General features: G+C 66.6%; 11 protein-coding genes. 9 read left to right on the forward strand and 2 right to left on the reverse strand.

What is annotated here, in order from left to right; all coding sequences use genetic code 11:
* The first annotated feature begins 22 nt into the window (after positions 1 to 22).
* Positions 23 to 1624 (forward strand): ABC transporter substrate-binding protein, encoded by a 1602-nt coding sequence (locus OEJ36_RS04760; protein ID WP_263400559.1) that lies wholly within the window; start codon positions 23 to 25, stop codon positions 1622 to 1624.
* A 147-nt stretch (positions 1625 to 1771) separates the two neighbouring features.
* On the opposite strand, the gene OEJ36_RS04765 is transcribed toward OEJ36_RS04760, so the two are convergent.
* A complete protein-coding gene (locus OEJ36_RS04765) occupies positions 1772 to 2986 on the reverse strand; it encodes a M24 family metallopeptidase (RefSeq protein ID WP_263400560.1) in 1215 nt (404 codons plus the stop codon).
* Positions 2987 to 3149: 163 nt separating this feature from the next.
* Here OEJ36_RS04765 and OEJ36_RS04770 point away from each other — a divergent pair, with 163 nt between their 5' ends.
* From OEJ36_RS04770 to OEJ36_RS04805, 8 genes are all read left to right on the forward strand, one after another.
* The gene (locus OEJ36_RS04770; RefSeq protein WP_021217745.1) at positions 3150 to 3713 is read left to right on the forward strand and encodes a helix-turn-helix domain-containing protein; all 564 of its coding nucleotides are present in this window, start codon (positions 3150 to 3152) and stop codon (positions 3711 to 3713) included.
* Positions 3714 to 3990: 277 nt separating this feature from the next.
* A complete protein-coding gene (locus OEJ36_RS04775) occupies positions 3991 to 5592 on the forward strand; it encodes an ABC transporter substrate-binding protein (RefSeq protein ID WP_021217744.1) in 1602 nt (533 codons plus the stop codon).
* A 244-nt stretch (positions 5593 to 5836) separates the two neighbouring features.
* A complete protein-coding gene (locus OEJ36_RS04780; protein WP_263400561.1) occupies positions 5837 to 7282 on the forward strand; it encodes an OprD family porin in 1446 nt (481 codons plus the stop codon).
* A gap of 45 nt (positions 7283 to 7327) precedes the next feature.
* Positions 7328 to 8908, forward strand: a complete 1581-nt coding sequence (locus OEJ36_RS04785; RefSeq protein ID WP_184488643.1) for an ABC transporter substrate-binding protein — start codon at positions 7328 to 7330, stop codon at positions 8906 to 8908.
* 114 nt (positions 8909 to 9022) lie between these two features.
* Positions 9023 to 10033, forward strand: a complete 1011-nt coding sequence (locus OEJ36_RS04790; RefSeq protein WP_021217741.1) for an ABC transporter permease subunit — start codon at positions 9023 to 9025, stop codon at positions 10031 to 10033.
* 9 nt (positions 10034 to 10042) lie between these two features.
* On the forward strand, positions 10043 to 10945 hold the full coding sequence (locus OEJ36_RS04795; protein ID WP_184488642.1) for an ABC transporter permease subunit: 903 nt from the start codon (positions 10043 to 10045) through the stop codon (positions 10943 to 10945).
* A 10-nt stretch (positions 10946 to 10955) separates the two neighbouring features.
* On the forward strand, positions 10956 to 11927 hold the full coding sequence (locus OEJ36_RS04800; protein ID WP_184488641.1) for an ABC transporter ATP-binding protein: 972 nt from the start codon (positions 10956 to 10958) through the stop codon (positions 11925 to 11927).
* On the forward strand, positions 11927 to 12898 hold the full coding sequence (locus tag OEJ36_RS04805; protein WP_263400562.1) for a peptide ABC transporter ATP-binding protein: 972 nt from the start codon (positions 11927 to 11929) through the stop codon (positions 12896 to 12898). The genes OEJ36_RS04800 and OEJ36_RS04805 overlap by 1 nt, the downstream gene beginning before the upstream one ends.
* Positions 12899 to 13527: 629 nt before the next feature.
* On the opposite strand, the gene OEJ36_RS04810 is transcribed toward OEJ36_RS04805, so the two are convergent.
* On the reverse strand, positions 13528 to 14163 hold the full coding sequence (locus OEJ36_RS04810; protein ID WP_263400563.1) for a LysE family translocator: 636 nt from the start codon (positions 14161 to 14163) through the stop codon (positions 13528 to 13530).
* Positions 14164 to 14283 lie beyond the last annotated feature (120 nt).

Raw genomic sequence — 14283 nt, forward strand, 5'->3', positions numbered from 1 at the left:
CTCCACCCCGAAGGGAAGCACCATGCGCCGATGCCTGTCGTCCCTCGCCCTGCTCCTGCCCCTCGCCTGCAACGCCGCCAGCTCCCTGGTGGTGTGCACGGAAGCCAGCCCCGAAGGCTTCGACATCGTCCAGTACACCGCCGCCACCACGGGTGATGCCGCCGCCGAAACGCTGTTCGACCGCCTGGTGCAGTTCGCCCCCGGCAGCACCCGCCTGCAGCCCAGCCTCGCCGAGCGCTGGGACATCAGCGCGGACGGCCTCACCTACGACTTCCAGCTGCGCCGCGGGGTGAAGTTCCACACCACGCCCTGGTTCACCCCCAGCCGCGAATTCAATGCCAACGACGTGCTCTGGAGCTTCCAGCGCCAGCTCGACCCCAAGCACCCCTGGCACGGCCTCTCGCCACGGGGCTTCCCCTATGCCGAATCCATGGCCTTCGCCCAGCTGATCGAGCGCATCGAGAAGCTCGACGACCACCGCGTACGCTTCGTCCTGCGCCACCCCGAGGCGCCCTTCCTCGCCGACCTGGCCATGGGCTTCACCTCCATCTACTCCGCCGAATACGCCGCCAAGCTGCTGGCCGCCGGCACCCCCGACGCCCTCAACAGCCAGCCGGTGGGCACCGGGCCCTTCGTCTTCCAACGCTACGCCAAGGACGCCCAGGTGCGTTTCTTCGCCAACCCCGACTACTGGAACGGCAAGCCGCCCAGCGACCGTCTGCTGCTGGCCATCACCCCCGACCCGAACGTGCGCATCCAGCAACTGCGCGCCGGTGCCTGCCAGGTGGCCCTCTACCCCAAGCCCACCGACGTGCCCGCCCTGCGCGGCGCTCCCGGCGTGAAGCTGGTGGAGCAGGACGCACTGATGGTCGCCTACGTCGCCCTCAACACCCGCCACCCACCGCTGGACGACGTGCGCGTGCGCCAGGCGATCAACCTCGCCTTCGACAAGAAGTCCTACATCCGCGCCCAGTACGGCGAAGGCGCCGCCAGCGCCGCGGTCAACCCCTACCCCGCCACCCTGCTGGGCTACAACAGCGACCTCGACCCCTGGCCCCACGACCCCGAGCGCGCCCGCCAACTGCTGGCCGAAGCCGGCCACGGCAAGGGCCTCAAGCTGTCCATCTGGACCCGCCCCGGCGGCGGCCCCACCAACCCCAACCCCGGCATCGGCGCACAGATGCTCCAGGCCGACCTGGCCGCCGTCGGCATCCAGGCGGACATCCGCGTCTTCGAATGGGGTGAGCTGATCAAGCGCGCCAAGAACGGCGAGCACGACCTGGTGTTCATGGGCTGGGTAGGCGACAACGGCGACCCGGACAACTTCCTCACCCCCAACCTCTCCTGCGCCGCCGCCAAATCAGGGGAGAACCAGGCCGGCTGGTGCGACACGAAGTTCGACGAACTGATCCGCCAGGCCCGCGCAGAGAACGACCGGGAAACACGCGCCCAGCTCTACCGCCAGGCCCTGGCGATCTTCCACGAACAAGCCCCCTGGATCCCCCTCGCCCACCCCAGGCTGTTCAACGTCCTCACCCCCGAGGTGGAAGGCTTCCGCATGAGCCCGCTGGGGTCGAACAACTTTTCGACCACGCGGTTGAAGGCGAAGCCGGACACCCCGTAGGAGCGAGCTCTGCTCGCGAAGCCCTTTGCAGCTGTAGGTCGGGTGCAACCCGACAGCGCATGCGCAGGCACTCCCGGGCTGAAGCCCGGGCTACAACTCGGCGCGACCAGAAAGAAAGAGCCCGCCTTGTCGGCGGGCTCTTCTGGATCATTCCAACCCGAACGGGTCGTCGATCGAATGGCTGGGCTGGGTGAACCAGCGCGGGCCGTCTTCGGCCATGTAGAAGTGGTCTTCCAGGCGGATGCCGAATTCGTCGGGCACGCAGATCATCGGCTCGTTGGAGAAGCACATCCCCGGCTCCAGGGGCGTGGCGTCGCCGCGTACCAGGTAGGGACCTTCGTGGATGTCCAGGCCGATGCCGTGGCCGGTGCGGTGCGGCAGGCCGGGGAGTTGGTAGTCCGGGCCCAGGCCGTTGGCTTCCAGGGAGCGGCGTGCGGCGGCGTCCACCGATTCGCAGGGGGCGCCGAGGCGGGCGGCATCGAAGGCGTGCAGTTGCGCGGCCTTTTCGAAGTCCCAGAAGGTGCGCTGGCGTTGGCTCGGGGTGCCGAAGACGTAGCTGCGGGTAATGTCCGAGATGTAGCCGTGGAGCTTGCAGCCGGTGTCGACCAGCACCATGTCGCCTTCCTTGAGCACCTGCGGTTCGCGCACGCCGTGGGGGAAGGCGCTGGCGGGGCCGAACAGCACGATGCAGAAGTAGGAGCCGGGGGCGCCGACCTTGCGGTGGGCCTGGTGGATGAACTCCTCGACCTCGGTGGTGCTGATGCCGGCACGCAGGATGCTGGCGGCGGCCTTGTGCACTTCCAGGGTCATGTCCTTGGCCCGTTGCATCAGGGCGATCTCGGCGGCGGACTTGCGCTGGCGGCAGTGACCGGTCACCCGGGCGCCGTCGATGAAGTCGTAGGCGCTGCCTTCACGGCGGATGCCGTCGAACATGAAGAACGGCAGGCTCGGGCACAGCGCCACCCGGGCATCGGCGGCCAGGTTCAGGCCGGCGAGCATGTCCAGCAGCAGGCGATAGGGGTTCTCGTGTTCCTGCCAGGTGCGGATCGCTCCCGGGACCACCTGGAAGTCGCGCACCGTGCCTTCCTCGAAAGCCGGGGCGATGTATTCCAGCTCGCCGCTGGCCGGCAGCAGCGCACCCACCAGGCGTTCGCTCGGGTGCCATTGCACGCCGGTGAAGTAACGCAGGTTGCTGCCCGCGTTGAGGTACAGGACAGCGATGCCCTGCGCCTGCATCAAGGCCTGGGCGCGCTCGATCCGGGTCTGGTATTCGGCCAGCCCGATGGGGCGGCTCCCGGCGGTCATGTCACGCAATCCGGCGAGCGCCTGCTCCGGCGTACTTCCGCCTACACCCCTGGTCATCGCTGAAACCTCTTTGTCCGACAATTGCGGCGAAATTTAAGTGAGGCTTAAATAGAGGTCAAAACAAATTTTCAGTCCCACTTAAAAATCATCCGCCCCCTGCGGCGCTTTCACGCAGGCCCCGTGCCGTTATACTGGCCGCCTTCCAACAAGAGCCCTCGCCATGTCCGTAGATCGCATCGGAGAACGCTTGCGCCGTTACAGACGCGCCGCCAAGAAGACCCTGAACGAAGTCGCGAGCGAGTCCGGCCTCACCGCCAGTTTCCTCTCCCAGGCGGAGCGCAATCTCACCGGCGTGTCGATCTCGTCCCTGGCGAGCATCGCCAAATCCCTCAACGTTCCGCTCAACGTCCTGTTCGACCAGCCGCCCCAGCCGCAGCCCGATTCCCACCAGGGCGAGCGCGTGCGCTACACCATCGAGGGCCAGCCGCTGGCCTACGAGCGCCTGTCCACCTCGTTTCCCGGCAACCTGCTCAACGCGGTGAAGATGAACATGCCGGTGGGCTACCAGTCGGAGCTCATCGCCCACGAAGGCTCGGAGTTCGCCTATGTGCTTTCCGGGCAGATCATCTACACCATCGAGGGTAGGCAATATCCTCTTAGCGCTGGCGATTCGGTGCACTTCGATGCGGGCAAGGCCCATTGCCTGGCCAATGCCGGCAGCGAAATGGCCGAGGTCCTGACCATCACCACCATGCCGCTGTTCGACGACCACAGCGCTTCCTGAGCCCTTTCCACGGGGCTCCCGCAACGCCCATGCACAGGACTGTGACGCGCCAATGTTAGTCGCGCTTAATTTCTATTGACCGGAATTTCAGCATGACTTAATTTCGGCCTCGGCTGATTGCCGGGGATGGACCCATGGCAACGCCGCTTACCGCTGCAAAGGGCCGGCTCACCCGACCAGGGACCCGGAATGCAGCGGGGTGTACCGATGCATGTGCTCGGTCCAAAAGGCCGCCACGCACATGACGCCCTCAGAAAAAGAACAAATTGAGGTTTGCATGCGCAAGAACACCCCCATCCAGGCCCTGCTCGCCGCAGGCCTGCTTCTCGGTTCCCCATTCGTTTCCGCCGCCAGCAACCTGGTGTTCTGCTCCGAGGGCAGCCCAGCGGGCTTCGACCCCGGCCAGTACACCACCGGCACCGATTTCGACGCGGCTTCCGAAACCCTGTTCAACCGCCTGGTGCAGTTCGAACGAGGCAGCACCCAGGCCGTCCCCGCCCTCGCAGAGAAGTGGGACATCTCCCCGGACAACCTCAGCTACACCTTCCACCTGCGCCCCGGCGTGAAGTTCCACAGCACCGACTACTTCAAGCCCAGCCGCGAATTCAACGCCGACGATGTGCTCTTCACCTTCCAGCGCATGATCGACAAGGAACACCCGTTCCGTAAGGCGTACCCCAGCGAGTTCCCCTACTTCACCGACATGGGCCTGGACAAGAACATCGCCAAGGTCGAGAAGGTCGACGAGCACACCGTGCGCTTCACCCTCAACACCGTGGACGCCGCCTTCATCCAGAACCTGGCGATGCCTTTCGCCGTGGTGCATTCAGCCGAATACGCCGACCAGCTGCTCAAGGCCGGCAAGGCCGCCGAGCTGAACCAGAAGCCCATCGGTACCGGCCCCTTCGTGTTCAAGCGCTACCAGAAGGACGCGCAGATCCGCTTCGCCGGCAACAAGGACTACTGGCAGCCGGATGAGGTGAAGATCGACAACCTGATCTTCTCCATCAACACCGACGCCTCGGTCCGCGCGCAGAAGCTCAAGGCCGGCGAGTGCCAGATCACCCTCAACCCGCGCCCCGCCGACCTCGAGTCGCTGAAGCAGAACGCCAAGCTGCAGGTGCCGTCGAACCCCGGCTTCAACCTCGGCTACATCGCCTACAACGTCACCCACGCGCCCTTCGACAAGGTCGAGGTGCGTCGCGCGCTGGACATCGCGGTGAACAAGCCGGCGATCATCCAGGCCGTGTACCAGGGCGCCGGCCAGCTGGCGGTCAACGCCATGCCGCCGACCCAGTGGTCCTACGACGAGACCATCAAGGGCAGCGAGTACAACCCCGAGAAGGCCCGCGAGCTGCTCAAGGCCGCCGGCGTCAAGGAAGGCACCGAGATCACCCTCTGGGCCATGCCCGTGCAGCGTCCCTACAACCCCAACGCACGGCTGATGGCCGAGATGCTCCAGGCCGACTGGGCCAAGGTCGGCATCAAGGCGCGCATCGTCAGCTACGAGTGGGGCGAGTACATCAAGCGTGCCCACGCTGGCGAGCACGACGCCATGCTGATCGGCTGGACCGGCGACAACGGTGACCCGGACAACTGGCTCGGCACCCTCTATGGCTGCGACTCGATCAACGGCAACAACTTCTCCAAGTGGTGCGACAAGGACTACGACAAGCTGGTCAAGCAGGCCAAGAATGTCACCGACCAGGCCCAGCGCACCGAGCTGTACAAGCAGGCCCAGCAGCTGCTGCAACGTGAAGTGCCGATCACCCCGATCGCCCACTCCACCGTCTACCAGCCCATGAGCAAGAGCGTGCAGGGCTTCAAGATCAGCCCCTTCTCCACCAACTCCTTCTACGGCGTATCCAATGCGCCCTGACCGCACCTGACGAACCCGGCGGGCCCCACGCCCGCCGGCTTTCGCGGCCCGTTCCGGGCCACTCCGTGAACCCCATCTCCATCCGACGCCAGATCGGAGGAGGCCCCTTTCATACCTGCCCCAACGAGTTCGCAAGGATGCTGCGCTTGCGCGCGTCGGCACCGGCTTGCCCGGCGTCGGCGGCAGTCCGCATGAGCGTTCCTTGTTTCGATGAAGAAGCGATAACAAAAAAGGAGCACACGTGATGAAATCCACCCCCTTCCAACGAGCAACCCTGGGACTGGCGCTGATGGCTGCCAGCGCACACCTCTTCGCCGCCGAAGAGGAAAAGGTCCCGCCGGTGCCCGAGAACCCCAGCTACGCCGCCCAGGTGCAGAACATCCCGTCGGTGGAGAAACCGGTGAAGGGCCAGGCCGGCGCCACCGGCTTCCTCGAAGGCCAGAGCCTGAGCCTGAGCACCCGCAACTTCGCCGCCCGCGAGCAGATGAAGGACGGCTTCGGCTTCACCATCCCCAAGGATGACGGCCGGCAGCGTACCCACAGCCGCCGCGCCTGGGTGCAGGGCACCCAGCTGAAATACAGCTCCGGCTACACCGAAGGCACCATCGGCTTCGGCCTGGACGTGGCCGCCTTCAGCGCCATCAACCTCGAGCGCGGCAAGGGCCGCATCGGCGGTGGCGGCAACCGCACCCTGGCCGACAGCAACGGCCACGGCCAGGAGGAATGGTCCAAGCTCGGTGTCGCCAACGTGCGTCTGCGCGCCTCCAACACCGAGCTCAAGGCCGGCCGTTTCCTGGTGGACACCCCGGTGCTCAGCTACATCGACAACCGCGCCCTGCCCTCCAGCTTCACCGGCTACGCGGTGACCAGCGAAGAGTTCGACGGCCTCGCCCTGCAGGCCGGCAGCTTCCGCCGCGCCAGCCCGCGTACCGGCGCCGGCGACGAAGCCTTCACCACCGAATACGGCACCCGCGAGGTCACGGGCGAGCACATGCATTACCTCGGCGGCAACTACAAGCCGCTGGATAACCTCGAGGTCGCCGTCTACGCCGGCCGCTTCGAAGACGTCTGGGACCAGTACTACCTGAGCGTGGCCCACGACCTGGGCGACCGCGAGACCCTGTCCCTGCGCACCGCCTTCAACGGCTACCGCACCCGCGACACCGGCGACCGCAAGGCCGGCTACATCGACAACGACACCTTCAGCCTGGCCTTCACCCTGGCCCACCAGGCCCACGCGCTGACCCTCGCCTGGCAGCAGGTCGACGGCAACGAGTACTTCGACTACATCCACGAAACCGCCGCCATCTACCTGGCCAACTCCCTGCTCTCGGACTACAACAGCCCCAACGAGAAGTCCGCGCAGATCCGCTACGAGACCGACTGGAGCTACTTCGGCATCCCCGGTTTCTCCACCACCGCCTGGTACGCCAAGGGCTGGGACATCGACGGCACCCACTACGACGGTGACCGCAACGGTGCTTACGGCAACTACGCCGAGGTGCGCGCCATGGACGACGAGCGCCATCGTGAATACGGCCTGATGGCGGCCTACAAGGTGCAGAGCGGGACCATCAAGGACAGCACCTTCAAGGTCACCTACATGTCCCACAAGGCGAGCAAGCAGCAGATCGACGGCAGCGTGAACGAGCTGCGTATCGTCAGCACCTTCCCCTTCGACCTGCTCTGACATGGATGCGGCGCCGGCCCCGCGCCGGCGCCTGGAGGACCCGACATGAAGATGCGTTACCTGCCCCTGCTGGCCGCCCTCGCCGCCGCCAGCGCCCAGGCCCAGAACCTGGTGGTCTGCACCGAAGCCGCGCCCGAGGGCTTCGACATCGTGCAATACACCGGCGCGGTGACCGCCGACGCCACCGCCGAGACCGTATTCAGCCGCCTGCTCGGCTTCAAGCCCGGCACCACCGAGCTGATCCCCGGCCTGGCCACCAGCTGGGAAATCAGCGACGACGGCCTGGTCTACACCTTCCGCCTGCGCCCGGACGTGAAGTTCCACGCCACCGACTGGTTCACCCCCAGCCGGCCGTTCAACGCCGACGACGTGGTCTGGACCTTCCAGCGCGCCCTCGACCCCAAGCACCCCTGGCATGAATCGGCGCAGCGCGGCTACGCCTACTTCGACGCCATGGGCATGCGCGAGCTGATCAAGTCCGTGGAGAAGGTCGACGCGCTCACCGTGCGCTTCACCCTCACCCACCCGGAAGCACCCTTCCTCGCCGACATGGCCATGCCCTTCGCCTCCATCTACTCGGCCGAGTACGGCGACCAGCTGCTGGCGGCGGGCAAGACCAACCAGCTCAACCAGTTGCCCGTCGGCACCGGCCCCTTCGTCTTCAACCGCTACGCCAAGGACGCCCAGGTGCGCTACAAGGCCAACCCGGACTACTTCCGCGGCAAGCCCGAGATCGACAACCTGATCTTCGCCATCACCCTCGACCCCAACGTGCGCCTGCAGAAGGTGCGCGCCGGCGAGTGCCAGCTGGCGCTCTACCCGAAACCCGAGGATGTGGCCGGCATCCGCAACGACCCGCGCCTGGCGGTGGACGAGATCGACGCGCTGCTGACCACCTACGTGGCCATCAACACCGAGCACAAGCCGCTGGACGACGCCCGCGTGCGCCAGGCCATCAACCTCTCCATCGACAAACAGGCCCTGCTCGGCGCGGTGTTCGGCCCGGGCGCCGCCAGCGCCGCGGTCAACCCCTACCCGCCGACGCTGCTGGGCTACAACCACCAGATACAGGATTGGCCCCACGACCCGCAGAAGGCCCGCGCGCTGCTCGCCGAAGCCGGCGTGAAGGACCTGAAGATCACCCTCTTCATCCGCAACGGCACCTCGCCTACCATCCCCAACCCCGCGCTGGCGGCACAGATGATGCAAGCGGATCTGGCCAAGGCCGGCATCCAGATGACCATCCGCTCGCTGGAGTGGGGCGAGCTGCTCAAGCGCTCCAAGGGCGGCGAGCACGACATGGTGCTGCTGGGCTGGGCCGGCGACAACGGCGACCCGGACAACTTCCTCAGCCCCAACCTGTCGTGCGCGGCGGCCAAGTCGGGGGAAAACCAGGCGCGCTGGTGCGACCAGGACTTCGAAACACTGATGCAGAAGGCCCGCACCGTGAGCGAGCCGGCGGAGCGGGCGAAGCTCTATGAACAGGCCCTGGAGGTATTTCACAACCAGGCCCCATGGATTCCCCTGGCACACCCTAAGCTGTTCAATGTGCGCCGCAGCAATATCGACGGCTACGTGATCAGCCCATTGAGCAACAACAACTTCGCCACCACCCGGGTGAAGTAACGGCAGCGTCGCGGCGGTCCAACCCACAGCCGCGACGCTCCCAACAACAAGAACGGCGCCCGCCCACCGTCACAAGCGGAAGCGGGCGTGATACCTGAGGAGTCAACCACCGAGATGCTAAGTTTCATCGCCCGCCGACTGGGGCTTCTGATCCCCACCTTCTTCGGCATCACCCTGCTCACCTTCGCGCTGATCCGCCTGATCCCGGGCGACCCGGTCGAAGTGATGATGGGCGAACGCCGGGTCGACCCCGAAATGCATGCCCAGGCGATGACCCGCCTCGGCCTCGACAAACCCCTGCGCGAGCAGTACTTCGATTACATCGGCAAGCTCGCCAAGGGTGATTTGGGCGAGTCCCTGCGCACCCGCGAAAGCGTCTGGCACGAATTCCTCACACTGTTCCCCGCGACCCTGGAGCTGGCCCTGGCCGCCCTGCTGTTCGCCGGCACCCTGGGCCTGCTGGCCGGGGTGATCGCAGCGCTCAAGCGCGGCTCGCTGTTCGACCACGGGGTGATGGGCATCTCGCTGGCGGGCTATTCCATGCCGATCTTCTGGTGGGGCCTGCTGCTGATCATGTTCTTCTCCGTCTGGCTCGGCTGGACACCGGTCTCCGGGCGCATCGACCTGCTCTACGACATCGAGCCGGTCACCGGCTTCATGCTCATCGACACGCTGCTGTCAGACGAGGAAGGCGCCTTCCTCGACGCCCTGCGCCACCTGATCCTGCCGGCCATCGTGCTCGGCACCATCCCCCTGGCGGTGATCGCCCGCATGACCCGCTCGGCCATGCTCGAGGTGCTGCGCGAGGACTACGTGCGCACCGCCCGCGCCAAGGGCCTGTCGCCGGCTCGCGTGGTCTTCGTCCACGGCCTGCGCAACGCGCTGATCCCGGTGCTCACGGTGTTCGGCCTGCAGGTCGGCACGCTGCTGGCCGGTGCCGTGCTCACCGAAACCATCTTCTCCTGGCCGGGCATCGGCAAATGGCTGATCGAATCGATCGGCGCCCGCGATTACCCGGTGGTGCAGAACGGCATCCTGCTGATCGCCTGCCTGGTGATCCTGGTGAACTTCGTCGTGGATGTGCTCTACGGCTTCGCCAACCCACGCATTCGCCACCAGCGCTGAGGCCCCGTCATGACCATCGCTCAGAACACGGTCGAACCGGCCATCCTCTACCCCTCGCCGATGAAGGAATTCTGGCGGGCCTTCTCCCACAACAAGGGCGCCGTCGGCGGCCTCGCCTTCATGGTGATCATCGTGATCTGCGCGCTGTTCGCGCCCTGGATCGCGCCCTATGACCCCAGCGAGCAATTCCGCGACGCCCTGCTGACCCCGCCGGCCTGGCTCGAAGGCGGCCAGTGGCAGTTCGTGCTCGGCACCGACGAGCTGGGCCGCGACCTGCTCTCGCGGCTGATCCACGGCGCCCGCCTGTCGCTGCTCATCGGCCTCGCCTCGGTGGTGATGTCGCTGCTGCCCGGCATCCTCCTGGGCCTGATCGCCGGCTTCGCCCCGCTGCTGGGCATGCTGATCATGCGCCTGATGGACATCATGCTGGCCCTGCCCTCGCTGCTGCTGGCGGTGGCCATCGTCGCCATCCTCGGCCCAGGGCTGATCAACACCGTGATCGCCATCGCCATCGTCTCGCTGCCCTCCTACGTGCGCCTGACCCGCGCCGCGGTGATGGTCGAGCGCAACCGCGACTACGTCACCGCCTCGCGCCTCGCCGGTGCCGGCATCTTCCGCCTGATGTTCATCACCGTGCTGCCCAACTGCATGGCGCCGCTGATCGTCCAGGCGACCCTGAGCTTCTCCTCCGCCATCCTCGATGCCGCGGCCCTTGGCTTCCTCGGCCTCGGCGTGCAACCGCCGACCCCGGAATGGGGAACCATGCTGGCCTCCGCCCGCGACTACATCGAGCGCGCCTGGTGGGTGGTCTCGCTGCCCGGCCTGACCATCCTGCTCAGCGTGCTGGCGATCAACCTGATGGGCGACGGCCTGCGCGACGCGCTGGACCCGAAACTCAAGAATGCCGTCTGAGGAGCCCACCATGAGCCTTCTGGATATCAAGAACCTCGGCGTACGCTTCGGCGACGCCAATGCGGTACCGGTGGTCGACGGCCTCGACCTCTCCGTGAACAAGGGCGAGGTGCTGGCCATCGTCGGCGAGTCCGGCTCCGGCAAGTCGGTGACCATGATGGCGCTGATGGGCCTGATCGACGCCCCCGGCAAGGTCACCGCCGACAGCATGCAGTTCGACGGCACCGACATGCTGCGCCTCAAGGGCAAGCAGCGCCGCCACATCGTCGGCAAGGACCTGGCCATGGTCTTCCAGGACCCGATGACCGCCCTCAACCCCAGCTACACCGTGGGCTTCCAGATCGAGGAAGTGCTGCAGCAGCACCTCGGCCTCAAGGGCCGTGCCGCCCGCCAGCGCGCCCTGGAACTGCTGGAGCGGGTGGAGATACCCGGCGCCGCCAGCCGCCTCGACGCCTACCCGCACCAGCTCTCCGGGGGCATGAGCCAGCGCGTGGCCATCGCCATGGCCATCGCCGCCGAACCCAAGCTGCTGATCGCCGACGAACCCACCACCGCCCTCGACGTGACCATCCAGGCGCAGATCATGGACCTGCTGCTGGACCTGCAGCGCGACCACGACATGGCCCTGGTGCTGATCACCCACGACCTGGCGGTGGTCGCCGAAACCGCCGACCGCGTCTGCGTGATGTACGCCGGCCAGGCGGTGGAGATAGGCGAAGTACCGCGCCTGTTCGACGAACCCACCCACCCCTACACCGAAGCACTGCTCAAGGCGATTCCCGAGCACAGCCAGGGCCAGCGCCGCCTGGCCACCCTGCCCGGCATCGTCCCCGGCCGCTACGACCGGCCCCACGGCTGCCTGCTGTCGCCGCGCTGCCCCTACGCCCAGGCCAGCTGCCGCGAGCGTCGCCCCGGCCTGGACCCGCACGAACATGGCGCGGTGCGCTGCTTCTTCCCCCTGAATCTCGGCGAGGTGGCCTGATGACTGCCGTACTGACCGCCCGTGACCTGACCCGTCACTACGACATCTCCCGTGGCCTGTTCAAAGGCACGGCCACGGTGCGCGCCCTCAATGGCGTGTCCTTCGAACTGCAGGCCGGCAAGACCCTCGCCGTGGTCGGCGAATCCGGCTGCGGCAAGTCCACCCTGGCCCGCGCCCTGACCCTGATCGAGATCCCCAGCTCCGGCTCCCTGCAGATCGCCGGGCAGGAAGTCACCCGCGCCAACGGCCTGCAGCGCAAGCAGATGCGCCGCGACGTGCAGATGGTGTTCCAGAACCCCTATGCATCCCTCAACCCGCGGCAGAAGATCGGCGACCAGCTGGCCGAGCCGCTGCTGATCAACACCTCGCTGTCCCGCGCCGAGCGCCGCGAGCAGGTGCAGGCGATGATGCAGCAGGTGGGCCTGCGCCCCGAGCACTACCAGCGCTACCCGCACATGTTCTCCGGCGGCCAGCGCCAGCGCATCGCCCTGGCCCGCGCCATGATGCTCAACCCCAAGGTGCTGGTGGCGGACGAACCCACCTCGGCGCTGGACGTTTCCATCCAGGCCCAGGTGCTCAACCTGTTCATGGACCTGCAGGAGCGCTTCAACACCGGCTACGTGTTCATCTCCCACAATCTCTCGGTGGTGCAGCACGTGGCGGACGACGTGCTGGTGATGTACCTCGGCCGCCCGGCGGAGATCGGCCCGGCGGAGCTCATCTACGAGCGCCCGCTGCACCCCTACACCCGCGCGCTGCTCTCGGCCACGCCGACCATCCACCCGGACCCGGCCAAGCCGAAGATCAAGATCGTCGGCGAACTGCCCAACCCCCTCGACCCGCCCAGCGGCTGCGCCTTCCACAAGCGCTGCCCCTACGCCACCGAGCGCTGCCAGGTGGAAGTCCCCGAGCTGCGCGCGCTGGACGCCCGCCAGGTGGCCTGCCACCACGCCGAAACCATCGCCCCGTAACCCCGCCCCACGAACCCCATCGCTCGATGGGGTTCGCCGGCTCGTGGCGCCGCAACATGACCGCTCTGTGGGAACGAACGCATTAGCTGTGTCTACGTTAAGTGTTGCTAGAAGAATTGAGCCCAGCTGATTGCCGAGTTTTGTTGGCGCTTCTGGTTTCGCCCCCCCGGGCGAGTCCCTTTTCCAATCGTTGAAAAGGAACCAAAAAACTTGCCCCTGCATACGGGTCTGGCTTCGCCAGACTTCCCTCGCTCCATCATCGTTCCAGGGGCACGCCGCGAAGGGCCATCCCTGGCCCATCGAGGCTCTCGCGACATCCATGTCGCTCAACCCCTAAAACGACGATTGCTCTCGGCCTCCTGAAAGGGGCGCTGGCGGCTGCTCCAGCTTTCTTCGCTCGAATCCTCACATTGAGGTGCGCACCAACCCCGCACGCAGGTGGTGGCAGCTTTCGTAGGATGGCGTAGAGCGAAGCGAAACCCATGCGGCGGGGTGGCAGAAACCCTTGGGCACCCGCCGTGCTTGAGAGAAACCAACAGCTAACGCAGATAGAGCCAATTCATTCGCGATACCCGCAGGTCGGGTGAAACCCGACACATACGTCCCCTGTCACGCGGGTTTCACCCGCCCTACATGTCACGCAATAGCGCCAACCTCACCCCGAAGCCCACCAGCACACCGCCGAACAGCCATTGCTGGATGCGCTGGGCCAGCGGCCGTTGCCCCAACCAACGCCCGATGCCGGCACCGGCCAGCGCATAGCAGGCATCGAAGGCCAGGCCCACGCCCACCAGCACCGCCCCCAGCAGGGCGAACTGGGCGAACAGCGGCCCCGCCGCCGGGTCGACGAACTGCGGTAGCAGCACCGAACAGAACAGCAGCGCCTTGGGGTTGAGCAGGTTGGTCAACAGCCCGCGGCGGATCGCCGGCCACCAGGCACCGCCCAGGGCAACGCCATCCCCGCCGCTGCCGGCCACCAGTTGCGAGGCCGGCGTCTGCAGGATGCGCACGCCGATCCACAACAGGTAGGCCGCGCCGGCCAGGCGCACCAGGTCGAAGGTCCAGGGCGCGGTGCGGAACAGCACCGCCAGGCCCAGCCCCGCCAGCGCCACATGGCAGCCACGCGCCACCGCCAGCCCCAGGGTGGTGGCCAGCGCCAGGGCGCGCCCCTGCCGGGCGCCGGTCTGCAGCAGCAGAATCATGTCCGGCCCCGGTAGCAGGTAGGCCACTGCCAGGGCCATCAGGAATACGCCTATATCCGCCATCGCCCGTTCCTCCACAGGTCTTCCGGAGGAAAAATTCTATGCCCGGAGGCCGGGGCAGGTGCTTGCGTATTACGCCAACAAGAGGATGCTGTTTGGCACGAACAAGGAGATATCTCCGAC

It is taken from the genome of Pseudomonas sp. PDM13, assembly GCF_025685765.1.
Classification (GTDB): Bacteria; Pseudomonadota; Gammaproteobacteria; order Pseudomonadales; family Pseudomonadaceae; genus Metapseudomonas; species Metapseudomonas solani.

Bases quoted from the DNA above. Each gene is read 5' to 3' on its own strand.
- OEJ36_RS04760 (WP_263400559.1), top strand. From the start codon at position 23: ATGCGCCGATGCCTGTCGTCCCTCGCCCTGCTCCTGCCCCTCGCCTGC.
- OEJ36_RS04780 (WP_263400561.1), top strand. From the start codon at position 5,837: ATGAAATCCACCCCCTTCCAACGAGCAACCCTGGGACTGGCGCTGATG.
- OEJ36_RS04810 (WP_263400563.1), bottom strand. From the start codon at position 14,163: ATGGCGGATATAGGCGTATTCCTGATGGCCCTGGCAGTGGCCTACCTG.
- OEJ36_RS04785 (WP_184488643.1), top strand. From the start codon at position 7,328: ATGAAGATGCGTTACCTGCCCCTGCTGGCCGCCCTCGCCGCCGCCAGC.
- OEJ36_RS04775 (WP_021217744.1), top strand. From the start codon at position 3,991: ATGCGCAAGAACACCCCCATCCAGGCCCTGCTCGCCGCAGGCCTGCTT.
- OEJ36_RS04805 (WP_263400562.1), top strand. From the start codon at position 11,927: ATGACTGCCGTACTGACCGCCCGTGACCTGACCCGTCACTACGACATC.
- OEJ36_RS04795 (WP_184488642.1), top strand. From the start codon at position 10,043: ATGACCATCGCTCAGAACACGGTCGAACCGGCCATCCTCTACCCCTCG.
- OEJ36_RS04770 (WP_021217745.1), top strand. From the start codon at position 3,150: ATGTCCGTAGATCGCATCGGAGAACGCTTGCGCCGTTACAGACGCGCC.
- OEJ36_RS04790 (WP_021217741.1), top strand. From the start codon at position 9,023: ATGCTAAGTTTCATCGCCCGCCGACTGGGGCTTCTGATCCCCACCTTC.
- OEJ36_RS04765 (WP_263400560.1), bottom strand. From the start codon at position 2,986: ATGACCAGGGGTGTAGGCGGAAGTACGCCGGAGCAGGCGCTCGCCGGA.
- OEJ36_RS04800 (WP_184488641.1), top strand. From the start codon at position 10,956: ATGAGCCTTCTGGATATCAAGAACCTCGGCGTACGCTTCGGCGACGCC.